A 26210-nucleotide genomic window follows, 5' to 3' on the forward strand; every position below is an offset into this window, starting at 1 on the left:
CAGGGGCGGGGCTCAGCGCACCGGGAAGCCGAAGGAGTAACCCTGCTCCTTGAGCCAGGGGAGGATCCGGCGCAGCGCCTCGACGGTCTGGGAGCGGTCGCCGCCCGCGTCGTGGAAGAGGAGCGTCGGCCCGTTGGGCAGCTCCCGCTGGACGGTGGCGACGACAGCGTCCGTGCCCGGCCGCTCGAAGTCCTTCGTGTCCACGTTCCAGCCCAGCGGGCGCATGCCCCGGGAGGCGGCGAGCGTGCGGCTGTAGGGGGTGAAGGCGCCGCCGGGGGCCCGGTAGTACACGGGTCGTACGCCCCCGGACGCCTTGGTGATCATGCGTTCGGCGTCGAGGATCTGCTGCGACTGGTAGGCCTGGGACTTCTTGTCCATGGTGGTGTCGTGGGACACCGAGTGGTCGCACAGCCGGTGCCCGGCCGCGACCACCTTCTTCACGAGGTCCGGGTGGGCCTGCGCCTGCTTCCCCACCATGCAGAACGTGGCCTTCACCCCGTACTCCCGCAGCACGTCCAGCACTTGCGGGGTCCACACGGGGTCGGGTCCGTCGTCGATGGTGATGTTGACGCCGCGCGCCCCCTTGTCCGAGGCGTGCGCGATGGTCACCGCGACCGGCTTGACGTCACTGCCCGGCGTGGCCGACGCGGTCACCTTCGGCGACGAGCCGCCCACGGGGCCGGCCTGCGCGGTCCACACCGAGGCACCGGCGGCGAGCGCTGTCACCCCGAGCGCCACCCCGACCACCTTGCCGTACCAGCCCCGCCCGCCGCCGTGCCGTGCCATGTCCGCCCCGCTTTCGCCCAGTTCCTCGCCGACCCCCGGTCACCTTGCGACCACCTGGCAGGACGAGGGACGGCGGCCGCGGGATGCGTCGGTTACCGATCACGGACAATCCCGGGGGTGTTCGCGGACAACTCGGCGAGCAGCGGCCGCAACCGGCCGGTTGGCCCGATCCCGCCGGCACGGACCGTTCGTACTGTTCCGGGGACACCCGCCCACCGGGCGGCGCGCTGCGGTCCGGGCCGTACGGATTTCTGCTCGGCCTGTAATAACTCGGCTGTCACGCACATTGCTTGATGACAGAGCCGATACGAGGAGACGGCGCGTGACCCAAGCCGAACGCTTCCGGGACGTCTACGAGGAGTGCTGTCCGCGCGTACTCGCCTGGCCGAACCGTCGGCCACCGCGCGGCAGGCGGGGCTGGACGCAGGCACGACCCTGTCCTACTCGGCGACCACCCGGATGGAATGGGCGCAGCGGCAGATCACCGTGCCGGAGAACGCCCGGCACTGAACGTCCTCACGCGGGCCCGGCACCGCCGGGTTTCCCGCCCCTCGCCGAAGGTCCACCCCTCGGCGTCCGGGCCGTCGACGGTGCCGGCGGCGGCAACACCTAGACGGTCCTCACCCCGGCGCTGCCCGCCTTCGATCAGCCCTGTGGTCAGACTCTCCGGTCACAGCACTAGAGGCGGGCGTACTGCTCCGTCTGCTCGGCGAACTCCTCGGACATGGTGGCGTTGACCGTTGGCTGGGTGCCGCGGATCGTGTCCAGGTAGTCGTCCGTGGTGGGGAGGATGCGGGTTCCGGTGTCGAAGGTGCGCTCGAATCCGGCCTGGGAGACGGTTCGCGCCACGTGGGCGATGTCGGCGGGGGTGAAGCCTTCGCTCGCGGATGCGAGTACCTCACTGTCGGCCTTCGCGCCCGCTCGTGCCAGGTAGCTCGCCCACAGCGCGGTCCTGGCACGGTGATCGGGGGGACCGATCGGCAGTACGTAGTCGAAGCGGCCGTGCCGCAGGAACGCGGAGTCGAGCGTGGTCACGTCGTTCGTGGCGCAGACGAGCAGTCGCCCGTCCTGGCTGCGGAACCGGACGATCGCCTTGAGCAGCTCGTTGACGACACCCACCGCGGTCGCGTCCGCGCCGCCGCGTGCGCCGGCGACCTCCTCGACCTCGTCGATGAACACCAGGACGTGGTCGAGCCGGGAGATCTCGTCGAAGCGCCGGCTCAGCCCGCTCGCCAGGCCGTACTCGGCGGCCAGACGCGCGGGGAACAGCTCGAGGAAGGGCCATCCCAGGCGGCTTGCGATCGCGTGCGCGAAGGTGCTCTTGCCGGTCCCGGGCGGACCGAACAGCATCACCGCGCGCGGCAGCTCCACACCGTGTGCCGCGGCCAGCCCGGGGTGGGCCAGTGGCAGGACCAGACGGCGCTCGATGAGCTCTTTCTCCTTCTGCATGCCCGCGACCTTCTGCCACAGTCCGCCGGCCGGCAGCTCCGCTCCGAGCGAGGAGAACATGTCTGCCGCCTGCGGGGGCACCGGTCTGCGCTTCTCGAAGAGGACCAGGCCCGATCGGGCGCCGAAGTCGCAGTTGCGCAGGGCGGCGGCACCGGTCTCGCCCGCGGGCAGGGCGGCGTGCACCGCGCGGACACCGTCGGTGAAGAGCCGTCGCTCAAGGGCCATGATCAGGGCGCTGCCCAGCCCCTGGTGCCGCCAGGCAGGTGCCATGCAGATGCGCAGGATCCACGCCCGGTCGCCCTCCACCCTGCTCACGGCGGCACCGATGACCACGTCGTCCGCGATGGCCACCACAGCGGGGTGGAGGGCCTGGAGGGCCGTCACGGCGTCCGCGAGCGGGAAAAGGGCCGGCTCCTCGGTCGTGCCGCTCTCCATGTCGACACGGAGCACTCCCTCGAGATCGTCCGGGGAGTAGTCCCGGACCCGCCAACCCGTCATGACCGGCTCCGCGTGTTCGGCCGTGTTCCCATCATCGGCCGCCGCATGGGTACGCGCGCGGCAAGCCCCGGCCCTCCGCCCTCCTGCAGAGGCCGCGGTGGACGGGGACGCCGTCCGTCCGCGGCACTTCGAGGCGACGCGCGGCCGGGAAGGCACGGCCGGGGTCGGGGCCCTCGCTTCGTGCACCGGCGCCCAGGCCGGTCTCGTCCTCGTGGTTCACGGCTGCTGTGGGGAGTCTCATCCACCTTGCCGACCGGGTGATGGGCGGCGGAGGGGCGGTTGGCCGCGCGGCCCGTTCGGCTTGTCCGAGGAGTAGGCTGAAACGACCGAGGATATTTCGTGCACCGGCTTCCGTGCTTGTGTCGTTTTCGGCGATTGAACATGCCGGGCCGGTTGCGGCCGGACCGGGGCAGGGTTCGCGTCATGACTGCGACCATTTCTCCCTCGCCGACACTCGACGAAGACCGGTTCTCCTCGTCTTCTCTCCGTCTGTCGCTTGCTCCCGCCGGTCCCGCCCCGGCTCTGCTGGACGGCGCCTGGTGGCCCCGTTCCCGCGATCTGGTGGCGGAACTCCCCTCCCTGACAGCCGTACTGGATCCGATGTGGGGGCGGATCACCCGGGCCACGGTGAATCCCACCCACTGGCCGGTCGTCCCGCGCAAGGTGGCCGTCGCCGGGCATGTGGTGAACGTGGGCTGGTTCCTGCCCGAGCAGGACCCGCACGAACTGCTGCTGCTCTCGTACCACAGGGGGCGCTGGAACCTCCTGGTGGTCCCGCCGCAGACGGACCCCGCCTCGGCCGCCTGGCTGATGGCCGCCGCGAGCGACCCCCTGGGCACATCGACCGCGAGCCGGTTGATGGAGGAGGCGGCGCGCCTGCGCACGGTGGCCGAGACCGACCGGGCCGTGGAAGCGGTCTGGGACTCCGAAGGTGGGCACGAGGCCCGCGGTCCGGCCGCACGTCCACGGGTCCCGGCCGCCACCCGCGCGCTGCCGTACCAGCCGGTGGGGAGGTGAGGACCGTGGAGACATTCGTGACCGTGATCGTGATCGTCGCGATGATCGCCTTCGGGGTGCTCCTCATCCACCTGCTCAACTCGCGGCACAGCGACCGCATCGCCGCCTTCCACTACGCCCGCTCCGGCACGCCCGTCGCGGGACCGGCTCCACCGGCTCCGCAGAAGGCTCGCGGCGGGCCGGAGCCGAGCGTCACCGGCGGCCGCCGTGACCGTCGCGACCATGGACGCGGACGGCTCCACCCTCGGGGCGGCACCCATGAGGGAACGGGGTGAGCCCCGTGTTCACCGACAAGCCGTCAGGCTTCAGGCCGACACGTGCAGCAGGGCCAGTGATCCCCGGCACCGCGGTTCTGCGGAGGGAGACGACTTCCGAGCGCACGGGTACCTTCGGCGGCGCGTGGTGGCCGCGGGCACCTCCGCATCGAGGCGGTCCGTCGTCGCCCAGGACACTGGGGCTCAGCCGAGAACGGCGAGATGATCGGCGTCGCCGCCTCGCCACTCGATGAGGAAGATGGTCGCGTCGTCGCTCGTTACACCGCCACGTTCGCCTTTCAGGGTGTGGGAGAGCGCTCGCACCACCGCCCGTACCTCGGTGCGGTCGCGGAGGATCCGGTTGGTCCACTCGATGAGCTGCTGCTCACCGAACTGTTCCCCGCCGACCTGGTGTTCCTCGATCAGGCCGTCGGTGAAGCACAGCAACCGGTCCCCGGGTTGCAGCATCCGCTCGCTGACCACCGGCTCCTCCCCGCCGAAGCCGACCGGCAACGTGGTCGGGCTCTCCAGCCGGTCCACCACGGAGCGGTCACGGATCAGGAACGGAGCCGGGTGGCCGGCGTTGACCCAATGCAGCAGGCCTGTGGCGATGTTCAGAGTCATCATCTGTGCGGTGACGAAGTGGTCATGGCCGAACTGCTCGTTGATGGCCCGGTCCATGAACGCGTACACCTGGGACAGATCGGTATGGGCCCGTCGCGTGTGGCGATAGGCACCGACGGCCACCGTCGCCATGGTCGCCGCGTCCAGCCCGTGGCCCATCGCGTCGAGCATGGCCACGTGAAGGATGTCGCCGTTGAGGGCGTAGTCGAAGCTGTCGCCGGCCACGTCGTAGGCGGGCTCCAGGATCCCGGCCACCTCGACCTGCGGAACGATCATCGACAGCGGGGGCAGCAACGACCACTGGATCTCCGCGGCCACGCTCATCGGGGCGCTGCGGCGGGCCTGGAAGAACTGGTCGGTGTAGGCGTCCTTGGTGACGATCATGTCCGCGACCAGACCGGCGAGTCTGCGGAGCAACCGCCGGTCGTCGTCATCGACCCTGTCCAGGGTGACGGCCATCGCCCCGATCTGGTCGCTGCCGTCCAGCAGCGGCAGGTACATCCGCACACTGCCGTCCTGCGGCACCTCTACCGTTCTGAGGCTCAGGAACGCCTCGCCGGCGGGGGAGTCCTCGACCGACTCGGGGCCTCCGACCCTCAGCCGCCGGCCCGGCAGCGGCACCAGCAGCACCTGTTCGTAGTCCTGAAGAAGGATGGAGACCTCCCGCCCCCCGACCCTGGCCACCTCTTCCGCGACGAGTGGGGCGATCAACTCCGGCGGCATCTCGTGGGCCCGGTCCAGCAGCACACCCAGCAGTCGTTCGCCAAACCCCTCCGACCGGTCCACCCCGACCCGGTCCGGTCTCCGCCCACCGTCCGTCATAGGTCGGGGCACCTCCTTCCGGGCCGGTGTGCAACGGCCCCGGCGTATGCACACCGGGGCCGCCCTTCCGGGCCGTGGCACGTGAGAGTGCACTGACCCACTTGTCATCTTATGTCCGGTACGCACGAAAAGCGTACCCGGCTTGCCTCCATGGGAGTGGTGGGTGGACACCCCGGCGCCAGGAGCTCGTGCAGGACGAAGCGGGGTCCCTCAGCCATGGCGGGGCCGCAGGCCGTTGTGCCTGCGGCCCCGCTCAGGCGGTGGGGTCAGGACGGGTCGCCGTACTGGAGGCCGCGTCCGTTGGTGCCGACATAGACGCGCCCGTAGGTGTCGGGGTCGCCGGTGATGACGCTGCCGATGCTGCCCCACTGGTGGGCGTCGTCGTTGATGCGGAGCCAGGTGGCGCCCTTGTCGGTGGAGCGGAAGACGCCGGTGACGTCCTTGACGGTACCGATCAGGTACAGGGCCTGGTAGGCGGCGCCCGGCGCGGCCTTGCCGAAGCCGAGGCCGGAGGCGGACTGCACCGTTGCGAGCGTGGTGAAGGTGCGGCCGCCGTCGGTGGAGTGCAGCACCCCCTTGGCACCGCCGGCGATCCACAGGTCCCCGGTGATGCCGGGGACGGCCGTGAGCCGGCCGGCGGGGAGGTTGGTGGCGCGGGCGGTGAAGGTCGCACCGCCGTCGGTGCTGGCGAAGAGCGTGCCGTCGGCCAGTGAGTAGAAGGTCTTGCCCGAGGAGCGGTCGGCGACGACCACGGCGCCGGCGCCCAGGCCGCTGACCTTCGACCAGCTAGCCCCGTTGTCGGTCGAGCGGTACGGAACCTGACCGTCCTGGGTCCAGACGATGGCGGTGCCGTCCGCCGCGAGCGCGACATGGCCGCTGTCGGCGCTGCCCACCGGCTCTGCCTTGAAGCCGTTCCAACTGCTGCCGCCGTCGGTGGAGTAGGCGCCGTCCTGCGAGCCGCCACGGCCGACGCGGACCATCAGCGAGGGTTTGGTCTGGGCGAAATCGATGTCCGTGCTGTTGATCATCATCGGGTTCTCCAGCCGCCCGGCGGGCACCTGGGTCAGGGAGTCGTGGCGGAAACCGCCCAGGTCGCCCATGGCGGTGATGGCGGTGGCGCCGCCGGGCGGGGCGATCGCGTCCATCAGCGCGGTCTCCTCCAGCCCTCGGGCCCCCACGATCCAGTGGCTGGTGCCGCCGCTGTCGGTGGCGGTGGCGTCCTTGCTGCGCCAGATGCCGCTGCCGGTGCCGTACAGCACATGCCCGGAGTCGAAGGGATCGATGGCCAGGGCGGTCATCCAGTGCCCGATGCCGGTGCCGACGTACGGAGCGGCGGAGGCGTCCCGCACCGATTTGGCGGCCTGTGCCTTCCAGGTCGTGCCGCCGTCGGTGGTCCGGTAGAGCTCGTCCTCGGGCCACCAGCGGTCGAGGGTGGTGACCATCACCGTGGACGGCTTCTGCGGGTCGACGGCCAGACCGGAGAACCCGTAGCTGCCGTTGGACGGGGAGACGTCCTTCCACGCCCCGCCGGCCGGGGTGTACTTCCACACCGAGCCCGCGGTCACGCCGTTGGGTCCGAGGGCGTTGGTGTACGTCAGGTACAGCGAGCCGTCACCGGAGAGCACGCCGTGCTGCGGCATCTGGCCTGTGGGCTGCCCGGAGACGGCCTGCCAGGTGCTGCCGCCGTCGGTGGAGCGGTAGAGCGAGTGGGACTTGTCGGCGACGCCGACGTAGACCGTCTTGCTTCCGGCCGGGCCGTACGTCACGAAGGAGATGCCCGCGCCGCTGCCCGCCCCGTCCTTGACCGGGAACGAGGAGACCTGACTCCATGTCACGCCGTGGTCGGTGCTGCGCCACAGGCCGTTCTTGCGGGTGCCCAGCAGCAGGGCGCCGTTGTCCGCGGGGTTGATCGCCAGCCGTTCGCCCGCCCCGCGGCCGTCCTCGTTGGCGCCCAGCTTGAAGGGCAGATCGGTGCGCTGGAAGGTCCGGCCGCGGTCCGTGGAGCGCAGGATCGCGCCGTTGCCCGCCCAGCTGTTGGTGTAGGTGCCCGCCGCGACGTAGAGCCGGTCGGGGTCGACGGGGTCGGTGGCCAGCGAATCGATTCCCAGCAGGTTCCAGTCCTTCTCGCCGAACCGGTCGGTCAGCGGGATCCACTGTTCGGCCGCGACGTCCCAGCGATAGGCGCCGCCCATGTCGGTGCGGGCGTACAGCAGGCCCTTCGCGCGCGGGTTGAACACCAGCCCGGTGACGTAACCGCCGCCCACCACCTGGGCGTTCTTCCACACATACGGTCCGGCCGCGGCCGTGGTCTGCGCCCCGCCGGTCCCGGCCGCCTGGGATCCGGCCGCCTGGGTCTCGGCCGTTTTCACCAGCTTCCACTGCTGGTTGGTGCCGCCCTTGCCGGGATACTGGATGACTGCCGCGCCGTCGGCCGTGGAGCCTCCGGAGACGTCCAGGACCTGGCCGCTCCTGCGGGAGGTGAAGGTGACGGCGTCGGAGCCGCTCACATCGTCGATCCGCCACTCCTGGGAGGTGGAGGAGCTGTCGGTCTGCTGCTCGGCGGCGGCCGACTGGGCGGTCGAACCGCCCGCTATGCCCAGCACTTTGCCGCTGTTGCGGTTCACCAGCTCGTAGTAGCCGTCCCCGGTGGGTCTCAGCTTCCACTGCTGGTTGGCGGTGTTCTGGTCGGTCCACTGCTGGATGCGGGTGCCGTCGGCGGTGGAGAAGGCGTTGACGTCCATCACCTTGCCGCTGCGTACGGAGACCAGCCGGTAGTAGGCATTGCCGTCGACCGTCGCGGCCTGCGAGTCCTCCTGCGCGAACAGCAGATACGGCACGACGATGGCGGGCACGCCGAGCAGCAGACCGGTCGCGGTCCAGCGACGGCGGTGACGCCCGCGGCGTCCGCCGTTCGTGGAGTTCTTCATGGGGAGCTGTTTCTCCTTGCATGCCGTCCACCAGAGGAAAGGTGGATCCAGCCACCGGAATGGCCGGATCCGACTCCTTGTGGTCGCAGGACCCGCGAAGGGTTGCCGCGAGCCGAAAACTTTTCGGAGACGGTCGCTCCCCTGCCGGCGGATCGCCACCGCAGGCGGCTCAAGACGCTGCAGTACCGGCACGGCATCCGTTCTCACGGGCACGGACAGGGCGCAGATCCTTGGCCGGCCGTCCAGCGGCAGTTCCTGTGCGTGGAGAGCTGGACCGGGAGCAGTCTCGGTGAGGCGTACGCAGTCCATGGTGCCGGTGCAGTGCGATGGCCACGAGTCGTGGCCTCTCCGCCCTGGGCTACGGCCTTGTCGCGTGAGGCTGGGTCGTCGGGATCCGTGAGGTGAAGAACAGGGCGAGGAGAGCGGCGAGGGCGAGTGCGGCGAGTGCGGCGCGCAGGCCGTCGAGCCTCGCTTCGGTGTTCGCGTCGAATGCGTCCTGGGACGTCTCCTCGCTCACCCCGGCGTCGTCGAGAGCTTTCTTCAGCTGAGCGTCCGACAGGAAGGGCGCACCGCTTTGGAGCTGGACGGACGCCTGGCTCTTGACCTGGTCCGGGACTGCCGGGTTCTGCTCGACGCTGGTCAGGAACGACGAGGTGAGCGCGGCGATCATGATCGACCCGGCGAGTGCCGTACCGATCGAGGCGCCGAGGTTGGTGACGGCGTTCTGGACTCCACCGACTTCCGCGCTCTGCGCTTCCGGCACCGCGGACACGGTGACCGAACCGAGCTGGGACGCCAGGGCGCCCATGCCGAGCCCGATCAGCAGGAGAGGGATGGTGACGATCTCCGCACCGGCGTCCGCGTCGAGCGCGACCATCAGGACCACCGCGCCCGCGAGCAGCGCGAGGACCCCGAGCCGCACCACTCGCCGCGGCGAGACGTCCGGGAGGAGGCGCGGGATCAGGATCGCGGCCGCCAGCAGGGTCAGCGAGAGGGGCAGGATGCGGGCGCCGGTCTTGAGCGCGGACAGGCCCAGGGCGACCGACAGATAGAGCGGTACGACGAAGAACACGCCCATCTGCACGAGGTACTGGAAGAAGAACATCGTCAGTCCGCCGGTGAGCTGCTTGTTCTGCAGCATGGCCGGGTCGACGAGTGGCTCCCCGCGTCGCTCCACCACGCGGGCCTCCCAGCGGAGGAAGAGCCAGATCAGAAGCAGGCCGGCCAGCATCAGCCACACGACCGGCGAAACCCCGAGCCACGAAGGAGCGTCGGGCTTCGGCTGGAACCAGCCCCACTCGTCCGAGCGGAGCACCCCGTAGACGAAGATCCCGAGCCCGAGGGCGGAGAACACGGCGCCGACGAGATCGATGGGCGCGCGTTCGCCGAGCGGCGCGTCGGCGATGCGGCGGGCGAGCAGCACGATGCCGAGCACCATCACGACCTCACCTGCGAACACCCAGCGCCAGGAGAAGTACGTGGTCGCGAGACCCCCGATGAGCGGCCCCAGTGCGATGGCCACGGCCCCTGCGGCCGCGACGAGTCCGTAGGCGGCGGGACGACGTTCCACGGCGAAGTTGCTCGCCACGAGCGTCACGATGGCGGGCAGGATGAGCGCGGCTCCGATCCCCTCGAGCAACGCCCAGCCGATCAGCAGGACGCTCAGGTTCGGTGCGAGCGCCGTCGTCAGGGAACCGACGCCGTAGACAGCGCAGCCGATCATGAACGCGCGTCTGCGTCCGATCAGGGCACCGACCTTGCCGCCGGGAATCATGAACATCGCCATCACGAGGGTGTACGCCGTGATGGCCCCCTGGATCCCGGTCACCGGCGTGTCCAGGTCCTCGGCCACGGTCGCGATCGACACATTCATGACAGAGCTGTCGAGGGCCATCAGGAACTGACCTGACGCCAGTGTCAGCAGGACGAGGCGCGCTGTCGCCGGCCTCGCGGCAGCGTCCGCAGGGGGTGCCATGGGTGCATCGTGGCAGTTGCTCCCAGGCCCGCTCCGCGACCCGCCACGGGAGTCAGTCACTTGGCGGCGACACGGTCGATGCCACCTGGTCAGTACGCCCGGCGTTCGAGCCGGCGACTCCGGGGCCCCTCTGGACGACGGTCGCGCAGGCGCCGAAGGAGGCGTTCACGGAGATGACACCCCCTGCGATCGTCCGCCTCCGTACTGCTTCGGGCCTCACCCGGTACAGGTGACCCGTGGCCCGGCGACGGACCCCAGGATCAACGCGTATCAGTGCGTAAGCACGATCTTGAAAGCGATGATCAGCAGACCGAGCAGCAGGTTGACCGACGCGGTCGCGGCAACAAGCCGCCGGGAAGCACCGGCGCGGCGTGCCGCCGCCACGGACCAGCCGACCTGCCCGGCCACGGCGACGGAGAGGGCCAGCCACAGGGCACCCCGCACGTCCAGGCCCAGGAGCGGGCTGACGGCCACCGCGACGGCCGGCGGGACGGCGGCCTTGACGATCGGCCACTCGTCACGGCACACGTTCAGTACGACACGGCGGTCCGGAGCCTGCTGCGCCAGGCGGGCCCCGAACAGCTGGGCGTGCACGTGCGCGATCCAGAACACCAGGCCGGTGAGCAACAACAGCAGCACCAGCTCGGTGCGGGGGAACGAGCCCAGAGAGCCCGCGCCGATCACCACGGAGGCCGCGAGCATGGATCCGTAGACGCCGCCCGTGTAGTCCGCGCGGACCCGCCGCTCGGCGCGGCGCTTCCCGCGGGCCGTGGTCAGGCCCGTCCTGGTCCTGGACACCGGTGGCTCCCTCCGGACTCAGTGCGTCGATCCGGTCACTCCGGCCGGAGCGTCGGCGTCCGGCCCACGCGGACGGCTTTCCCGGGCTGTCGGCAGGTGCGGTGTGACCAGGAACGGGCGAGAGCGATGCCGCCGGTGGAACTGGGCCGTACCGAGGACGATCAGAGCCCGCCAGTGCCTCACGGTGGCCATCGCCGAGTCGGCCGGCAAGTACGCCGGTGGAGCCGGCCGGGCCGTGACCGACGCACGCCCCGCCGCTCCTCCCATCGCATCCGAAGCACGCCGCAGTCCGGCGGCCCAGTCGGCGGCCGGCAGGGTCCTGCCGGCCCCGGCCGCGCCGTTGAGCAGCGCCAACGGCGTCCCGAGGGCCTGGTCGCGGTGGTCGACGAGCCGCCGGCGCCGCAGGAACGTGACGGGCCTCGCGGGGAGGGCGAACCGCGTGCGCAGAGACGGGTCTCCCAGGGGATCGGCGCACGGAACGGCCGGAACGACGGAAACGGCCGGTCCTTGCGCGTTCTCGTAGTCCTCGGTCACGGCGCTCACCACCCTTGTCCGTCAGGGCCACGTCATGGGCAGCGCCCCCTCAGCATCCCAGCCTTTCTGCCCAGGCGCGCGGCACACCGAGCCGTCGGCCCGTTCACCAACCCTTGTGCGTGCCGGTCAGCCCCCGGCCGAGTCCGAGTCGCCTTGGAGACCGGGCCGGAAGTCGCGGCTCACGCCGCGGACCGAGCGCACCCCGCACTCTCGGGCGTGCGGGCCTCCTCAACAGTCAGGCCGTGTTTCTCGGCGAGTTGGCGTGACGTGGGCAGGGTCGGGGCAGGATGACATGCCGGGCGTGCCGTCGCGTCGCGGGCGCGGCCTTCACGATCATGCTGAGTGGTATCAACGTGATCATGGACGGTCGCGTCCTTCACCTCGGTACACGGACTTCGCCTGTCCGCTTCCCCGTCCGAAAATTCCGGGGTGCAGTTTTCTGCAGTTCTGCCTGCATCAAGTTGCAGCGGAGATCCTTGCGCGTCCGATGATCTCTCTGGAAATATTCACGACGTCAGAAGCAGCGGGTCCGGGGGGAAACGTGGACTACTCAATATTGGTGCCATTCCTGCCGCGCCGAACAGAGCAGGTTCTTCCCTTTGCGGCGCTGGTCGAATGGACGGGGGCGGCCAGGCTCTGGCAGGGACAAAGCCTGCTGATGGAACCCTTCCAGACGTTTTCCGCGGTTGCGGGAGCGGGCTTCCGGGTGCCGACCGGGCTCGGAGTGACCCTGATGCCGCTGCGGCATCCGTTCGAGGCGGCTCACAAGGTCAAGACCCTGGCGATGGCGACCGGCAACGACGTGGTGGCCGGCTTCGGGCCGGGTGCGAGAACGTTCCAGCAGAGCCTGCTCGGCGCCCCGTACCGCAGCCAGCTCACGGCGGTCCGTGAATACATGACGGTGGTTCGAGGGCTGCTCAGCGGCGACCCGGTCGACTTCGACGGTGAGTACTACTCCTGCCATGCGGGGATGGGCCCGGTCATGTCGCCTCCCGTGCACCTCGGACTCGGAGTGCTGCGCCCCGGCATGGCCCGTCTCGCGGGCGAGGTCGCCGATGTGGCGGTCACCTGGCTCACGCCGGCGGCCTACCTCGACGGTGTCGTCCGCCCCGCGATGCGGGAGGGGGCGGACGCCGCGGGTCGGCCCGTGCCCCGGATCACCGCGATGGTGCCCGTGGCGCTCGAGCGCTCCGACCGGGATGTCTCCGATTTCGTGCTGGCGAGTAATTCCGCACACATGCAGGCGCCTCACTATCTTGACATGCTCGGAAAAGCGGGCATTGATTTCTCCGAGCTCGACCCGCGAGCAGCTGCCCGGCTCATGGCGGATTCCGGTGCATTCCTGTTCGGAAATCTCGATCAGATCGTCAAGCGTCTCGATGAGTATCGCGACGCCGGAGTCGATGAAATCGTGCTGAATCTTACGGGCGTATGCCGACTCTACGGCGCGAAGGCCGCAATGGACGACTTGAAGCAGATTCTCGCCGCGGTAGGCGCGGATCGGAGGGACTCCGGTGAATGAGGAACTGATCGCCCGAGTGGGGCGCCATCTGCGCTCCTGGGTCACCGGACGCCCGCCGGTCGGTGACACGCCGGGGCCGGAGGCCGCCACCGTTGTGCTGGAGGACTCGGCCCATCTGGACGCGCTGCTCGGCTCCGACGCCGTGGGGCCGCGGACGCTCGTCCTCGCCCCGGGCGCACAGGACGGCCAGGACGGCACGTCCGGTGCCACCGTCGTGGGGTACGAGGGATCGCTGAGCGGGTCGGAGGGCGACGCGTCGGTCGATGACGTTCTGTTCCTCCAGATCCAGGACTACGGCGTCAGCCCCTACATGTCGCTGCTCGGCACGACGCTCGTGCGGGTGGCCGGCGACACGGACTTCGAGATGTTCCTCGCGGACGCCGACGCCGCCAGGGAAGAGGGCAGGTTCGCTCCCTTCGCGGTCAGCCCGGCCGTACAGATCGCCGACCTTTCCGCACTCGGAGGTCATGTTCCGGGTGACGGACCGGGCACCAGGCTCTACGTGGACCGGGACGGAGGTGTCTCCGTCTCGCCGCAGGGACTGCGGCTGGGGACCGCCGGGGATTCAGCCGCGGCCCTGCACTCGGCATGGCAGCGCCTGAACGCGGCAAGCGATGTGGGTGGTGCGGTGCCGCTCGGAGCGGCGGTGCCGGAGGAGGTGCGCGGCCCTGCCGTGCGCCAAAGGCCCTGGCTCGCCCGCTATCTGGCCACGCTGGAGCTGCTGCGCGACCTGCAGACGCGTGGGATCACCGAGCCCAGGGTCTCGGGCTTCGGCCGCCGGCTCGTTCCCGGGCTCGATGCGGTCGACGGGGCCCTGGACGCCGACGATCCTCAGGCGCCGTTCCTCTGCTGGACGTCGGACAAGGCGTACGTCAGGGTCGCGGGTGTCGACCGGACCTTCCAGCTCGGTCGACGCGCGGCGGAGATCACGGAGATGCTGCTGGTCCTCGGCGGCGTCGAAGCCGTCCTTGACCACGCGGAACGGAACGCCGCCAACGTGGAGAGCGGATCGGTGGACCGGGCTGCGGTCGAGTGGGTGCTCTCGTTCTTCGCCGAAAAGGGAGTCTCGCTGCTTGCGGGCGCCCCCGTGCTGGAGGCGACCGCATGACGACGACGGAAGCCGCGGCGGTCCCGGGACTGGCCGGCCAGATCCTGGCCGGGTACGGGGACCGGGTCAGCATGCACGATCTGTACGACGAGGCGGGTGCTTCGGTCTACCACGACCTGGCGGCCATCGACACCACCGAGATCAGGGAACTGCTGCGGTCGGCCCGTGCCGTCCCCGGCCCTGTGCTGGAACTCGCCGCCGGATCCGGCCGGCTGACGCTGCCCCTGCTCGCGCTGGGCCGGGAGGTCACAGCCCTGGAGCTCAAGGAGAGCATGGTGGCCCTGCTCCATCAGCGGCTCGCCGAGGCCCCGGCAGGCAGCAGGGCACGGTGCACCGTGGTGCGGGGCGACATGTCCGCATTCGAGCTCGGCAGCACCTACGCCGTCGTGGTGCTCGGCACCACGTCCATCTCCCTGCTCGACGCCGAGGGCCGGGCCGGACTCTACGCTGCCGTGCGGGCCCATCTCAGGCCCGGCGGAAGGTTCCTGCTCTCCACCGTCGACGTGACCGGCGCCGACGGGGACGACCTGGACGTCGAGGCCGTGGGTGCCAGCGGCCGGCGCTACCGGATGATCGAACACTGGCGGGACGGCCAAGAAGTCCGCAAGGTCACCATCCTGCCGGCCGAGCGGGAAACGCCGGCGGACGGACCGGTACTGGCGCTCACCACGTCCATCCGGGTCCTGCCCCCTGACGACCTCGCGCGGGAAATGGCTTCCGCTGGACTGCGCGTCGTGGCGCGTCATCCGCTGCCCGCCGCCTCCCCCCGCCATACCGGTGTGCTGCTCGAGGCGGAGGCCGCCTGATGTCCACCGAACTCTGGCCCTCGCTGCTCGAACCCCGCCTGCACGGAGCCGACGAACTGTGCGCCGTGTCGGCCGACGGCGTCAAGATCCGTTTCCAGGACGGCCGTGAACTGCTCTGCGGCACCAGCGGCCTGTGGAACGTGAACCTCGGCTACGGCAACGAGGCGATCGCCCGGGCCTGTGCGGACGCCTTGCGTGACGCGTCCTATCTGTCGGTGTTCCGCTACGAGAACGTCTACGCCAGGCGGGCCGCGCGGGCGCTGGTCGAGGCGGCAGGCGCGGAGCACTACGGCCGGGTGGTCTTCTCGACTTCCGGCGGTGCCGCCAACGACTTGGTGATGAAGCTGGCCAGGCACTACCACGCGCTGCGCGGCGAAGGCGTGCGCAAGCTCGTGGTGGGCCTCCGCGACAGCTATCACGGGCTGACCTTCGGTGGGTTCGCACTCACCGGCGAGAATCTCGGCCAGTCCGTCTACGGCGTCGACCAGCGGTTCATCAGGCATGTGACACCCAACGCGGCCGACGAGATCGCCCAGTTGGCGGCCCAGCAGGGAAGCCGGATCGCGGCAGTGGTGGTGGAACCCGTGCTCGGCAGCGGGGCGGTGCCCCTCACCCCGGAGTACGTGGAGACGCTGCTCGAACTCCGGGACCGCCACGGTTTCCTCCTCGTCGCCGACGAGGTCGCCACCGGGTTCGGCCGTACCGGTGACTTCTTCGCCTCGCAGCGGTGGCCGGCACCACCGGATCTGCTGATCACGTCGAAGGGGCTGACCAACGGCACGCACGCCGCGGCGGCCGTGCTGATGCCCCAGGCGCTCGCCGAACCCTTCGACGCGGCGGGTGACGTGTTCGTCCATGCGGAGACCCAGGCCGGGACGCCCGTCACCTGCGCGGCGATCCTCGCCACGGTGGAGGAGATGCGACGGCTCGACGCGGTCGCCTCTTCGCGACGCCTGTCAGCCCTTCTGGACAAGACACTCGAGGACCTGGTCGCCACCGAGCCTCTGGTCTCGGCCACCACCGGCATCGGCTGCTTCCGGTCCATCCGGCTGCGCACGCCTGAGGGAGACCCACTGCCGCAGCAGGAGGTGCCGGAGGTCGTCGCCGCGATCCGCAGGGCCGGAGCGGTGGTCCACCCCAGCGTCAACGGGGTGCAGATCCTCCCAGCGCTGACCTACACCGACGACGAACTCGCCGAACTCCTGGACTGCGTGCGCCTCGGGGTGAGGGCGCACGCCCGGGACCGGGCCGGGCTCGGCAGTCGGACCGAGGCGGTCTGATGGACTCGGTGTGGAATCTGAGCAGCCGCCGCCTCACCCAGGTGGCCTACGGGATCAGTGGACTGGCCAAGTGGCTGCCCCTCCACGAGGGACGGACACTGACCCTGCTCGCGGACCCGGCCGTCGCCGACTCGGAGGCCGTGGATCAGGTGTCCGCGTGCGTGGCGTGGGCGGGACGGTCGGTGGACCGGCTGGTACTGAACGGCTCCGGCACGCTGGAGAGCGTGACGGCACTGGCCGAGCAGCTCCGTGACAGCGAACTCGTCCTGGCGGTCGGCGGGGGAACACTCCTCGACCAGGCCAAGTTGGCCGTGCTGATGAGCGCGGCCCCCGTGGTGCGGGACAGGCTGGCGGTGCGGCAGCGCAGCGGTCTGGTGCTGCTCCCGGCCGAGGCGGAGCCCAGGATCCCCTTGATCACCGTGCCGACCACGGTGGGCACCGGCAGTGAGCTGAGCGGCGGCGCCTGCCTCGCCGGCCCGCAGGGCAAACGCTTGGTGCTCGGTAACGGGCTCCAGCCGGATGTGGCGGTGCTCGACCCTGTCGCCACCCGGACCTTGCCCGTGGAACTCCTCGCGGAAGGCGTCCTCGAGGTGTTCTTCCGGGTGGCCGGTATGTACGTGGGGGATCCTCAGGACCTCCCCTCCGAGGACGCCTTCGCCTTGACGCTCGTCGAGCGACTGGTCGTTCTGGGCGCTGAGCTGGCGTCCGTCCGGCGGGCCGGCGAAGCCCCTGGCGACCTGCTGCGCCTGGAGATCGCCAAGCTCAGCGGTGTGAGCCACAGCCAGTGGTTCAATCTCGGCCGCGACCCGTGCGCCTGCAAGGGTTGGTACCTGGCCAACGAGCTCTCCACCGGTCTGGGCCTCCGCAAGATGACGGCCGCGGCCGCGGTGCTGCCACCCCTGTGGCAGCGGGTTGTGGAAGGCGACGTCCGTTGGGGTTCCGCCCGTCGGCTACGGCGGCTCTGGGAGGCCGTTGCCTCGGTCCACCGGCCGGCGCTGCCCGCCGACCCGGTCGAGGGTGTCGCGGGCCTGATGGACGCCTGGGGGATCGAGCGCGACATCGACGCGACCGCGGAGCGGACGGACCGGATCGCCCGGGCCACGATGCGCGCGTGGGGCGACGGCCTGCCCACCTTGGGTGCCCTCACTCTCGCCGACGTCCGGCGGGTGATGGCCGAGGCCGTCAGGCAGCCACAGCCCGCGGCGCGGTGACGGCGTACCGAGAGGGCGTCATCACACACCACAGACTTCCGTCGGCGTCCGCCGACGGACGGCCCGCAACACCACGGGAGGGGGAAAACACAATGCAGACCGCGAACAAGAACAGCGCCGTGTCCGCACCTCTGGAGCTTGCTCTCCAGGAGCTGGAGGCCCAGCAGCTGGACATGCAGGAGCTGGAGGCGCTCGACGCCCCGGACTTCAGCTGGAGCGCGGCGCTGAGCGCCGTCGGTGGACTGAGCGCAGGAGGCGTCATCTCCTACGTCTCCATCGTCACGCTGGCGACCTGACCTGGAGGGCCGCCGCCGCTGAGCGAGGGCGGCCCCCGCAAGCACATGTCGAAGATCCCTTGAAGGAGGTGAAAGAAATGAAGGAGAACATCAACCCCGCTCTGGAACTGGCCATGCAGGAGCTGTCCATGGAGGAGCTGGAGGGCATGGAGGCGCCCGACTGGTGGGACAGCTTCCTCGCGAGCGCTGCCATCTCGGCCGGCGTCAGCACTGCCTACAGCACCATCGCCGTCACCTCTGTCATCGCGACCTGACCGGTCGGATGCCTGACGGGCAATGCCCTGTTCCGGATGCTGGCCATTAGCATCCGGAACAGGGCCGCACCAATGAATATACGTGCGGCCCCGAGCCGCAGGGGAGAGATACCTGATGCCTCAAGCATCTTCTCGCGGCCTTGTCTGGTCCCTCATGACCTTCGGGCTCGTGGTTGCCGTGGCCGCCCCAGGCGTGGTCTACGCCATCACTCAGGGCCCGGCCCGCACCAGAGGGCTGCTTATCTGCATCGGGGTGGAGTTGGCACTCATCGTCTGTGTCGGTCTGTACCTCCGTGCGCGGGCGAGGGGCGGAGCATGACCGACGTCGTCGACATCACGGGACTCACGAAGCGCTACGGCGAACTGACCGCGGTCGAGGACGTGTCCTTCACCGTCCGGTCGGGTCGGGTAGTGGGACTCCTCGGACGCAACGGGGCCGGGAAGACAACGACCTTGCGGATGCTGCTGGGTCTCGCGCGTCCGACCTCGGGCCGCGCCACGATCTTCGGCCACCCGTACGCGCAACTGCCCCGTGCGGCGCACCGGGTGGGAGTCAGTATCGACGGAATCGGTCCTTCCGCCGCGGGCTCCGGACGAACCGACCTGCGGATCTGGGCGAAGACCATCGGTCTCTCCCGTACGAGGGTGGACGACGTCCTCGAACAGGTGGGGCTCGCCGCGGACGCCCACCGCAAAATCCGCGACTACTCACAGGGCATGCGACAGCGGCACGCCCTGGCGACCGCGTTGCTCGCCGACCCCGAACTGCTCATCCTGGACGAACCCGCCAACGGACTCGACCCCGACGGCATCCGCTGGCTCCGGGAGCTCCTGCGGTCCCTCGCAGACGAAGGGCGCACCGTGCTGGTCTCCAGCCACATCCTGGCGGAGGTCGAGCAGATGGCCGACGACATCGTCATCCTGCAGAAGACGCTGCGCTACAGCGGCACGGTCGCCGACCTGACGCAGAACGGCGACGTCAGCCTCGAGAGCCGCTTCTTCGACCTGGTGGGACCCGCGGTGAAGGAGAACGCTCATGCGTGACCTGATCGGAGCCGAGTGGCGGAAGATCTGGACCGGGCGTGCCTGGTGGGGCGTGGCCGCCGCCGCCGTGTTGATGTGTGTGATGGCCGACGCCGGCTTCCTGCAGCAGGAGCTCGACAAGGCTCCGAAGGGCGGCAGTACCCGCGAGATCACATCCACCCTGGTGCAGGGCTGGTTCATGGTCGAACTCGCCGCCGCGGTGGTCGCCATGCTCGCGGTGACCAGGGAGTTCGGAAACGGCGCCATCAGCCGGTCGGTTCTGCTGAGCGGCGGGAGAGGCCGGCTGCTCACGGCCAAGCTGATCGCCGTCGTCGGCTGCGGCTCGGTGTTCGCCCTGGGGGCCGGTGTGCTGGCCGCCGCCAGTCCGTGGGTGTTCCTGGCCGGGCGCACGCAGGAGCCCGAGTGGACGATGACCACCACCTGGACGCTGCTCGGGGTGATGCTGGTCATCGTGGTGGGCGCCGTGTGGGGCGCGCTGCTCGGGATGCTGATCCGGCAGCAGGTCGCCGCCATTCTCGTCCTGCTGATCAGCACCTGGCTGGTCGGTGAGGGCCTGCTGCGGCTGATCCCGGAGATCGGCAAGTTCACCATCGACGAGGCCATGGCGTCCGTGTACCGGGGCGGCAATGACCATCTGCTGTCGATCCCGTGGGCCCTGGTGGTGCTCGCGGTGTGGATCGTCGCGGGCTCGATCGCCACCCGGACTCTGTTCCTGCGCAGGGACCTGCCGTGAGACTGACCCTGAACCGGCCACAGGCGGACACGACTCCGGCACCCCTGCCCGAGTGTCCGCGCCTGGCGCCGGACGTGCGGGTTCACGAGCCGATCGAGGACGGCGCCCCCTGGCTCGTCCAGTCCGGCGCGCAGCGCTACCTGCGGGTGGCCGCCGGCATGGCGAGGCTTTTGCGCCTCGCCGACGGCACCCGCAACGCCGAGGACATGGCGAGGGAGCTCGGCGATCCCTGGACCGTCGAGCTGGTGGCCGAGGGCCTGCTGCGTGCTCAGCGCAGCCAGCTCCTCGAGGACGCGGAGCGTAAACCGCGCGGGGACCGAAGAGTCACCTTCGTCCCGCCGCTCACCGTCCAGTTCACCCTGGTGCGGCCGGAACGCATGCTGAGCAGGTTCCGTCCGCTCACCGCCCGTCTCGCCCACCGTGGTTGGGCGGTCGTAGCGGCAGTGCTCGCCGCGGCAGGACTGCTGTGTCTCGTCGCCCAGGCCCCGGCGACCATGGATGCCCTGGCCGAGCCGATCTCCGTGCCGGCGCTGATCGCGCTGCTGGTCGTCACGTACTGCGGCACCATGCTGCACGAGCTCACGCACGGTCTGGTGCTGAGCCACTACGGTGGCCGGCCCAGCCGCATGGGCTTCATGTTCTTCTACCTGACGCCCGCGTTCTTCTGTGACGTGACCGACGGGTGGCGGCTGCCGAAGAACCGCCAGCGCGTACGTGTCGCACTGGCCGGTATCGCCGCCCAGGCGGTCATAGCCGGCCTCGCCGGCGTCGGCTCCGTCGTCGTGGCGGCGGCGGGCGGCAGCCCCGCGCTGCGTGATTTCCTGCTGCTCCTCACGGTGACCAACTACGTCTCCGGGTTCTTCAACGCCATCCCGTTCATCAAGCTGGACGGCTACCTGGCGCTCATGAGCCACCTGGACATCTCCCACCTGCGGGACCGGTCCATCACGGACGCGCGCCGGCTCGTCGCCAGGCTGCTGTTCGGCGGACGCTACGAGCGTGCGCTGCCCGGGGTCGACTGGGCGCCCCTGTTCGGTCTGGCGTGCATGCTGTTCCCGCTGTACGTCCTGAGCATGGCCTTCACGCTGTGGGGCTCGGTCCTCGAGAGCGCGGGCCTGGTGGGCGCCGTCATCGTCTCCGTCGCGCTCGGGTACCTGATGCTGCGTGTCTACGTAGGCGCCGCCAAACTGGATTCGGAGGCCCGAACCGCCGAAGCACCCCGGTGGCGGCGCGTCACTGTCTCCGCGGTGGGGATCGCGGCTGTGGCGGCGGCCATGCTGGGGGTCTCCGTGCCGTACACCGTCACCGGCGGCTTCGTCGAGGAGCAGGGCCGGGCGGTGCTCGTGTCGACCGGGACGACCGACCGGAGCGCCATCGAGCCCGGCGCCGAGGTGCGTCTGCTGAGCGGCGGTGTCGTGCTCCAGAAGCAGTTGGGCACAGCCACGGTGACTTCCACCGACTTCGTGGACCTGTCCGTGCCGATCTCCGCCTTCGTCCCGGTGAAGGGCCTCGATTCGGTACGAGTGCCGGCCTCGGGGATCGCCCTCGACGGCGGACGGCTGGCCCCGGGGACCACAGGCCAAGCCGAGGTGAGCGCAGGCGAGCGGCGCTTGGGCGACTGGCTCTACCTCAAGTATCTGGCGCCCTTCTGGCGCTGATCCCCACCCGCCACTCCTGATCTCTCCGTACTCCCGAAGGCGGTTGCACCTGTCATGGATGCTTATCAGCGTGTGATGTTCCTGGCGCCAGGCACTCCCTTCTTCGACCGGGACGAGGCCGGCACCGGCGACGCGGACGACGATTTCCGTACCGTGACGTCCGAGACGCCTGACGACTGGTCGTGCCATACGGGCCCCGACTGGACCATGTTGACCCCGCACGGGTTCCAGCTGCCGCCGCAGGGTTGGAAGATCCATGTGTCGGCCACTTCGGAGAATGCGCGGAGCGTCCTCGCCCGGTCCTGGGAGTGGCTGGTGGACCGCCGCATGGCGTTCAAGTTCATCCGCAGCAGGCAGGTGCTGGTGCGACGCAACGGCAAGTACGGCGACCGCGGAGCCAGCGGCAAGTTCATCACCATCTATCCCGAGGACGAGACCCGCCTGGCCTCCGTGCTGAACGAGCTGGGAGCCATCCTCGACGGAGAGCAGGGTCCCTATATCCTCAGTGACCTCAGATGGCGTTCCGGTCCCCTCTACGTGCGCTACGGCGGGTTCGTCGCGCGCATGATGAAGTCGGAGAAGGGGGAGACGATCCCCTGCATCGAGGATCCGGAGGGCAGGCTGGTACCGGATCGGCGCGGTCCGTCGTTCCGGCCCCCGGAGTGGGTGACCATCCCCGACTGTCTGACGGAGGCGGTGGAGGCGCGCAACGCGGGCACCCTGCACGACTTCCCCTACCGCGCCGAACGGGCCCTGCACTTCTCCAACGGCGGCGGCGTCTACCGCGGCACCGACGTGCGCACGGGCGAGCCCGTCCTGCTCCGGGAGGCGAGACCGCTCGCCGGGATCGACACCAACGGTGAGGACGCGGTCGCCCGACTCATCCGGGAGCGCGACTGCCTGCAAAAACTCGCCGGTCTCAAGTGGGTGCCGGAACTCATCGAAGCCCGTGTGGGACACGAACACCACTTCCTCGTACGGGAGTACGTGGAGGGCGAGACGCTCGCGATCCGGACCACCAGGGACAACCCGCCTTCTCCGCACGCTGATCCGGACAGGACCGCCGCGTACACCCGATGGGCGAACGAGGTGCTCGACCAGATCGAGCAGGGAGTGCGGGCCATGCACGAGAGGGGTGTCGTCTTCGGCGACCTGCACCCCGGCAACGTCATGGTCCGCCCGGACGGCTCCGTCGCGTTCATCGATCTGGAGACGGCGTCGACCGACCTCACCGCGCGTCAGATCCACGCGGCGCCGGGCTTCGCCGCACCCCCCACCCACCGGGGCAAGGACATCGACAGGTACGCCCTGGGGTGCCTGCGCCTCGCCCTGTTCGCCCCGCTCACCAGTCTCCTGTCGTGGGACGCCGACAAGGTGGACGAGCTGATCGAGCTCGTGGAGGCCCGGTACCCGGTCCCGGAGGACTACGGAGCCAAGGTCCGCGCCGACCTCGCGCCCCTCACGACCGGCGACGGTGCGGGCGCGCAGGACGGTCACGCGGACGCGGTGTCCGGCGATCTGCCCACCGCTGCGGCCCGGCATCTCACCGTAGGCCGGCGGGACCCGGCCGCCGTGGGGCAAGGCATTCTCGCGACGGCCACGCCCCGACGCGAGGACCGTCTCTTTCCCGGTGACACGGCCCAGTTCCTCCTGCGGGAGGGCGGAACCTGCCTCGCCTACGGAGCCGCAGGGGTGCTGTGGGCCCTCAGCGAGGCGGGGACGGAGATTCCCGCTGCCCACGTCGACTGGCTCGAGGAGTCCGCGCGCCGGTTCACCGACCCGTCCCCGGGGCTCTACACCGGCACGTCCGGTGTCGCGTGTGCGCTGCAGCGCCTCGGCCGGACCGATGCCGCCGCGGCTCTGCTGAAGGAGGCGTCCGGGGTGGAACCCGCGAACGACAGCCTCCTGGACGGCCGGGTCGGGCTGGGGCTCGCCCATCTGTACTTCGCACGAGCCACGGGGGACGACGCCGCCCTGAAGCAGGCTACGGTCCTGGCGGAGCAGTTGGTCGAGAGCGCGGCGACCCGCCCTCCCCGCCGCGGCGAGGCCGGTCTGCTGCGCGGCAGGTCCGGTGGCGCGCTGCTCCTGCTGCGTCTGCACGCCCACACGCCCGACACCGGCCTGCTCGACGGGGCCCGTGAGCTGCTCGACACCGATCTGCGCGCCCTCGGGTGGACGGTGGAGCCGGGTGTGGAGGCGGGCGCGGTCGGTGCCGAGGCGGAGGAAGGCTGGGCGGAAGGTGCCGTCGGCACACGTCCCACGTTCGCCGCCGGCAGTGGCGGCACCGCCATGGTGCTGAGGGAGTACCTCGCCCAGCGCCACGAGCCGCGCTTCGCGCTGGCCTGCGAAACCGTCCTGCGGTCGGCCCTGGACTGCGTTCCCCACACCGCGGGGCTTTTCCACGGCTTCGCCGGCGTGATGCTGGCCGCCACCCGTCTGGCCGGCCCGGCGGAAGCTGCCGCGGTCGAGCGCCTCGCCGCCACGGTCGGCCTGTACGGGGTCGTCCACGAGGACAGGCCGGCGTTCCTGGGCCTGGAGAACGTGCGCCTCACGACGGACCTGGCGACCGGAGCCGCAGGCGTGCTGCTCGCCCTGAGCGCCGCGAACACCGCGCCGGGGACTCTGGCGTTCCTGTGAACCGATCCGACGACGGAGGTGATGAAGGGCCATGAACGGCAACGACACAGTGGCGGTGTCCGTGATCTGTCCGACCTACAACAGGTCACGGAAGATCACGGAGACCATCGACTCCGTCCGCGCGCAGACCCTTCAGGACTGGGAACTGCTCGTGGTCTCGGACGGGTGCGACGACGACACCGAGGACTGGGTGCGCCGGTCCGCGCGGGAGGATTCCCGGGTCAGGCTCCACCGCATCGAGCGGAGCGGCCACCCCAGCGGGCCGCGCAACGCGGGACTGGCTCTTGCCCGGGGCGAGTTCATCGCCTATCTGGACCATGACGACGTCTGGCGGCCCGAGCACCTTCGTGTCCTGCTCGGCATGCTGCGGGCGGACGCGGACCTCGCGGTGACGGGCTGCACGTACCACGACGCCGACGGCGAGGAGGCCGCCGAGTTCTCGCCGCTGTCGGCCTTCTGGCACCCCCAACTCCAGGTGCTGGGCCCTATGTTCGAGCCGTCGAGGGCGGGACATCGCCGCGGTGTCGTGGAGCGGGTCGGGGGCTGGCGCGGCGGTGCGGGCCTGGAAGACTGGGATCTGTGGCTGCGGGTGGCCGACGCGGGCCATACGTTTCGCACCGTCGTGGAACCGACCGCGGCCCTGCTGATGGACAGCGGCACCCGTAGGAACCGGATGCCGCGCCCCCACCGGCTGCCCCTGGTCGTCCTCGACGACGCGCGAACCGCTCATGCGCTGCTGTGCGAACTCCGGTCGGGCCGGTACGACGAGTTGTTCCGCGCCGCCGTCCTGGCGGACATGAGGGACTGGTACCGGCAGATGGACGACTCCGGCGCCCTGGTACGGCCCCTCGACTGGAGCGAGGACCTTGACGAGGAGATCGAACGCGTGGTCTCGGGTGAGGTGAAGCTCTTCGAGGAGCTCGTGTTGGTGCCCGAACAGGGGCGGTACGCCATCGCGCGGAACCTGCTCTGTTCCCGCGTCGAGCACGCCCGCCGCGCCGCGCGGCTGGTGCCCTCCGTCCAGCCGCGTGTGCTCCGGCTGGTCAGGGATCTGGCCGAGGGTGGGCCCGGCGGGCGGGCCCACCGGTCAGATGAGGCCCTTCTCCTTGGCCCGTAGTGCCGCCTGGAAGCGGGTGGCGGCGTGGAGGTGCTTCAGCAGCTCCGCGACCCGCCCCCGGTAGGTGCGCACCGATATGCCCAGTTCACGTGCCGCGACCTCGTCCTTGTCGGCGCGTGCCATGGCTTGGAGCACCTTCAGCTGCATCCCGTCCAGTGGGGCGGGGCCACGCCCCGGCGGGAGCAGCGTCGAGGCGTCGAGCGCTTGGGACCAGCAGCGGTCGAAGAACGACAGGAGCGTGCCGACCAGCGCTCCCTGCTCCACCATGGTGCTCGGTGAGGTGCCCCGCTCGGCCTGCACGAGGGCGGTCTCCCGATCGACGATCAGCACCCGCTCGAACCCTCCGTCCAGGAGGCGGACCTGTGCGCCGTGCCGGATCATCTCGGTGAGGAACGTGGACGTGGCCTCGTCCTCCAGAGCCCGTTTGTGTATCAGGGTTTTCACGGTCACACCGCGTCGCAGGCAGCTCACGGCGACCCGACGCGAGGCCAGGATCGTCTGTGGTGTCAGGGTCCAATTCGGCTGCATCGTCAGCACTTCACGCCGGGCCTGGACCATGAGTTCCCCGGCCCGGTCGCACCCGGCCTTGTCGTCTCCCTGAAGCTGTCTGGGAGAACGCCAGGCGAGAGGCTGGCGGATCAGTGAGTAACCGAACGACAGGACTTCCTGCTGCTCTGCGTGCAGGCTTCTGAGCCGCTGTTCCAGAAGTCGTCCGACACTCTCGTCGGGGTTGAGGGCGGTCGGCTCGCCGTGTTCATCCAAGCGGACCATGCCCTGCTCGGCGAGTCTTCGCAGCGAGGCGCGGATGTCCTCGTCGTCACGGTCGAGGACCACGCACAGGCCCGATACTCCCATCTCTG

22 protein-coding genes and 1 pseudogene are annotated in these 26210 nt (G+C 70.2%); 15 read left to right on the top strand and 8 right to left on the bottom strand.

Annotated elements, in window-relative coordinates; translation table 11 throughout:
- Window positions 1-12: 12 nt before the first annotated feature.
- Window positions 13-786 carry a polysaccharide deacetylase family protein gene (locus AC067M_RS25860; protein WP_478699406.1) on the bottom strand — a complete coding sequence of 258 codons (774 nt, stop codon included), beginning with the start codon at window positions 784-786 and terminating at the stop codon, window positions 13-15.
- 360 nt (window positions 787-1146) lie between these two features.
- Between AC067M_RS25860 and AC067M_RS25865 the strand changes: the two genes are divergently transcribed.
- On the top strand, window positions 1147-1296 hold the full coding sequence (locus tag AC067M_RS25865) for a hypothetical protein (RefSeq protein ID WP_478699407.1): 150 nt from the start codon (window positions 1147-1149) through the stop codon (window positions 1294-1296).
- A 168-nt stretch (window positions 1297-1464) separates the two neighbouring features.
- Here AC067M_RS25865 and AC067M_RS25870 read toward each other — a convergent pair whose 3' ends face one another.
- A complete protein-coding gene (locus AC067M_RS25870; protein ID WP_478699408.1) occupies window positions 1465-2733 on the bottom strand; it encodes an ATP-binding protein in 1269 nt (422 codons plus the stop codon).
- 423 nt (window positions 2734-3156) lie between these two features.
- On the opposite strand from AC067M_RS25870, the gene AC067M_RS25875 reads away from it, so the two are divergent.
- A complete protein-coding gene (locus tag AC067M_RS25875; protein WP_478699409.1) occupies window positions 3157-3750 on the top strand; it encodes a DUF5994 family protein in 594 nt (197 codons plus the stop codon).
- 5 nt (window positions 3751-3755) lie between these two features.
- Entirely contained in the window at window positions 3756-4025 is a 270-nt protein-coding gene (locus tag AC067M_RS25880) for a hypothetical protein (protein ID WP_478699410.1), read from the top strand.
- Between the two features lie 183 nt (window positions 4026-4208).
- Here the strand turns inward: AC067M_RS25880 and AC067M_RS25885 are convergent, their stop codons facing one another.
- From AC067M_RS25885 to AC067M_RS25905, 5 genes and pseudogenes are all read right to left on the bottom strand, one after another.
- The gene (locus tag AC067M_RS25885; RefSeq protein ID WP_478699411.1) at window positions 4209-5450 is read right to left on the bottom strand and encodes a PP2C family protein-serine/threonine phosphatase; all 1242 of its coding nucleotides are present in this window, start codon (window positions 5448-5450) and stop codon (window positions 4209-4211) included.
- Between the two features lie 266 nt (window positions 5451-5716).
- Window positions 5717-8377 (bottom strand): RICIN domain-containing protein, encoded by a 2661-nt coding sequence (locus AC067M_RS25890; RefSeq protein WP_478699412.1) that lies wholly within the window; start codon window positions 8375-8377, stop codon window positions 5717-5719.
- A 358-nt stretch (window positions 8378-8735) separates the two neighbouring features.
- A complete protein-coding gene (locus tag AC067M_RS25895) occupies window positions 8736-10352 on the bottom strand; it encodes an MFS transporter (RefSeq protein ID WP_478699413.1) in 1617 nt (538 codons plus the stop codon).
- A 270-nt stretch (window positions 10353-10622) separates the two neighbouring features.
- Window positions 10623-11150 carry a hypothetical protein gene (locus AC067M_RS25900; protein ID WP_478699414.1) on the bottom strand — a complete coding sequence of 176 codons (528 nt, stop codon included), beginning with the start codon at window positions 11148-11150 and terminating at the stop codon, window positions 10623-10625.
- 282 nt (window positions 11151-11432) lie between these two features.
- Window positions 11433-11684, bottom strand: a pseudogene (locus AC067M_RS25905) (hypothetical protein); the annotation flags it as partial.
- Between the two features lie 487 nt (window positions 11685-12171).
- Here AC067M_RS25905 and AC067M_RS25910 point away from each other — a divergent pair.
- From AC067M_RS25910 to AC067M_RS25965, 12 genes are all read left to right on the top strand, one after another.
- Window positions 12172-13206, top strand: a complete 1035-nt coding sequence (locus AC067M_RS25910) for an LLM class flavin-dependent oxidoreductase (RefSeq protein WP_478699415.1) — start codon at window positions 12172-12174, stop codon at window positions 13204-13206.
- The gene (gene mpaB / locus AC067M_RS25915) at window positions 13199-14314 is read left to right on the top strand and encodes a daptide biosynthesis RiPP recognition protein (RefSeq protein ID WP_478699416.1); all 1116 of its coding nucleotides are present in this window, start codon (window positions 13199-13201) and stop codon (window positions 14312-14314) included. Before AC067M_RS25910 ends, mpaB begins: the two co-directional genes overlap by 8 nt.
- On the top strand, window positions 14311-15120 hold the full coding sequence (mpaM, locus tag AC067M_RS25920; RefSeq protein WP_478699417.1) for a daptide-type RiPP biosynthesis methyltransferase: 810 nt from the start codon (window positions 14311-14313) through the stop codon (window positions 15118-15120). The genes mpaB and mpaM overlap by 4 nt, the downstream gene beginning before the upstream one ends.
- On the top strand, window positions 15120-16400 hold the full coding sequence (mpaD, locus tag AC067M_RS25925; RefSeq protein ID WP_478699418.1) for a daptide-type RiPP biosynthesis aminotransferase: 1281 nt from the start codon (window positions 15120-15122) through the stop codon (window positions 16398-16400). Before mpaM ends, mpaD begins: the two co-directional genes overlap by 1 nt.
- The gene (gene mpaC / locus AC067M_RS25930) at window positions 16400-17611 is read left to right on the top strand and encodes a daptide-type RiPP biosynthesis dehydogenase (protein WP_478699419.1); all 1212 of its coding nucleotides are present in this window, start codon (window positions 16400-16402) and stop codon (window positions 17609-17611) included. The genes mpaD and mpaC overlap by 1 nt, the downstream gene beginning before the upstream one ends.
- 92 nt (window positions 17612-17703) lie before the next feature.
- Window positions 17704-17907, top strand: a complete 204-nt coding sequence (locus AC067M_RS25935) for a daptide-type RiPP (RefSeq protein WP_037678348.1) — start codon at window positions 17704-17706, stop codon at window positions 17905-17907.
- Window positions 17908-17984: 77 nt separating this feature from the next.
- The gene (locus tag AC067M_RS25940; RefSeq protein ID WP_478699420.1) at window positions 17985-18161 is read left to right on the top strand and encodes a daptide-type RiPP; all 177 of its coding nucleotides are present in this window, start codon (window positions 17985-17987) and stop codon (window positions 18159-18161) included.
- 315 nt (window positions 18162-18476) lie between these two features.
- A complete protein-coding gene (locus AC067M_RS25945; protein WP_478699421.1) occupies window positions 18477-19205 on the top strand; it encodes an ABC transporter ATP-binding protein in 729 nt (242 codons plus the stop codon).
- Entirely contained in the window at window positions 19198-19938 is a 741-nt protein-coding gene (locus AC067M_RS25950; RefSeq protein ID WP_478699422.1) for an ABC transporter permease, read from the top strand. The genes AC067M_RS25945 and AC067M_RS25950 overlap by 8 nt, the downstream gene beginning before the upstream one ends.
- Window positions 19935-21596, top strand: a complete 1662-nt coding sequence (mpaP, locus tag AC067M_RS25955) for a daptide biosynthesis intramembrane metalloprotease (RefSeq protein WP_478699423.1) — start codon at window positions 19935-19937, stop codon at window positions 21594-21596. Before AC067M_RS25950 ends, mpaP begins: the two co-directional genes overlap by 4 nt.
- A 75-nt stretch (window positions 21597-21671) precedes the next feature.
- On the top strand, window positions 21672-24233 hold the full coding sequence (gene lanKC / locus AC067M_RS25960; protein ID WP_478699424.1) for a class III lanthionine synthetase LanKC: 2562 nt from the start codon (window positions 21672-21674) through the stop codon (window positions 24231-24233).
- A 31-nt stretch (window positions 24234-24264) separates the two neighbouring features.
- Window positions 24265-25350: a glycosyltransferase family 2 protein gene (locus AC067M_RS25965; protein ID WP_478699425.1), complete on the top strand. Its 1086-nt coding sequence runs from the start codon at window positions 24265-24267 to the stop codon at window positions 25348-25350.
- Here AC067M_RS25965 and AC067M_RS25970 read toward each other — a convergent pair.
- Window positions 25321-26205 (bottom strand): hypothetical protein, encoded by an 885-nt coding sequence (locus AC067M_RS25970; protein WP_478699426.1) that lies wholly within the window; start codon window positions 26203-26205, stop codon window positions 25321-25323. The two genes, AC067M_RS25965 and AC067M_RS25970, sit on opposite strands and share 30 nt — an antisense overlap.
- Window positions 26206-26210 lie beyond the last annotated feature (5 nt).

This window comes from Streptomyces sp. NPDC043427, from assembly GCF_056436655.1.

What these genes read in the sequence shown, in the direction of transcription:
- AC067M_RS25965 (WP_478699425.1), top strand. Translation starts at nt 24,265, where the DNA reads ATGAACGGCAACGACACAGTGGCGGTGTCCGTGATCTGTCCGACCTAC.
- AC067M_RS25885 (WP_478699411.1), bottom strand. Translation starts at nt 5,450, where the DNA reads ATGACGGACGGTGGGCGGAGACCGGACCGGGTCGGGGTGGACCGGTCG.
- mpaC (WP_478699419.1), top strand. Translation starts at nt 16,400, where the DNA reads ATGGACTCGGTGTGGAATCTGAGCAGCCGCCGCCTCACCCAGGTGGCC.
- AC067M_RS25945 (WP_478699421.1), top strand. Translation starts at nt 18,477, where the DNA reads ATGACCGACGTCGTCGACATCACGGGACTCACGAAGCGCTACGGCGAA.
- lanKC (WP_478699424.1), top strand. Translation starts at nt 21,672, where the DNA reads ATGTTCCTGGCGCCAGGCACTCCCTTCTTCGACCGGGACGAGGCCGGC.
- AC067M_RS25970 (WP_478699426.1), bottom strand. Translation starts at nt 26,205, where the DNA reads ATGGGAGTATCGGGCCTGTGCGTGGTCCTCGACCGTGACGACGAGGAC.
- AC067M_RS25935 (WP_037678348.1), top strand. Translation starts at nt 17,704, where the DNA reads ATGCAGACCGCGAACAAGAACAGCGCCGTGTCCGCACCTCTGGAGCTT.
- mpaM (WP_478699417.1), top strand. Translation starts at nt 14,311, where the DNA reads ATGACGACGACGGAAGCCGCGGCGGTCCCGGGACTGGCCGGCCAGATC.
- AC067M_RS25910 (WP_478699415.1), top strand. Translation starts at nt 12,172, where the DNA reads ATGATCTCTCTGGAAATATTCACGACGTCAGAAGCAGCGGGTCCGGGG.
- AC067M_RS25875 (WP_478699409.1), top strand. Translation starts at nt 3,157, where the DNA reads ATGACTGCGACCATTTCTCCCTCGCCGACACTCGACGAAGACCGGTTC.
- AC067M_RS25860 (WP_478699406.1), bottom strand. Translation starts at nt 786, where the DNA reads ATGGCACGGCACGGCGGCGGGCGGGGCTGGTACGGCAAGGTGGTCGGG.
- AC067M_RS25890 (WP_478699412.1), bottom strand. Translation starts at nt 8,377, where the DNA reads ATGAAGAACTCCACGAACGGCGGACGCCGCGGGCGTCACCGCCGTCGC.
- mpaD (WP_478699418.1), top strand. Translation starts at nt 15,120, where the DNA reads ATGTCCACCGAACTCTGGCCCTCGCTGCTCGAACCCCGCCTGCACGGA.
- AC067M_RS25950 (WP_478699422.1), top strand. Translation starts at nt 19,198, where the DNA reads ATGCGTGACCTGATCGGAGCCGAGTGGCGGAAGATCTGGACCGGGCGT.
- AC067M_RS25895 (WP_478699413.1), bottom strand. Translation starts at nt 10,352, where the DNA reads ATGGCACCCCCTGCGGACGCTGCCGCGAGGCCGGCGACAGCGCGCCTC.
- AC067M_RS25940 (WP_478699420.1), top strand. Translation starts at nt 17,985, where the DNA reads ATGAAGGAGAACATCAACCCCGCTCTGGAACTGGCCATGCAGGAGCTG.
- AC067M_RS25870 (WP_478699408.1), bottom strand. Translation starts at nt 2,733, where the DNA reads ATGACGGGTTGGCGGGTCCGGGACTACTCCCCGGACGATCTCGAGGGA.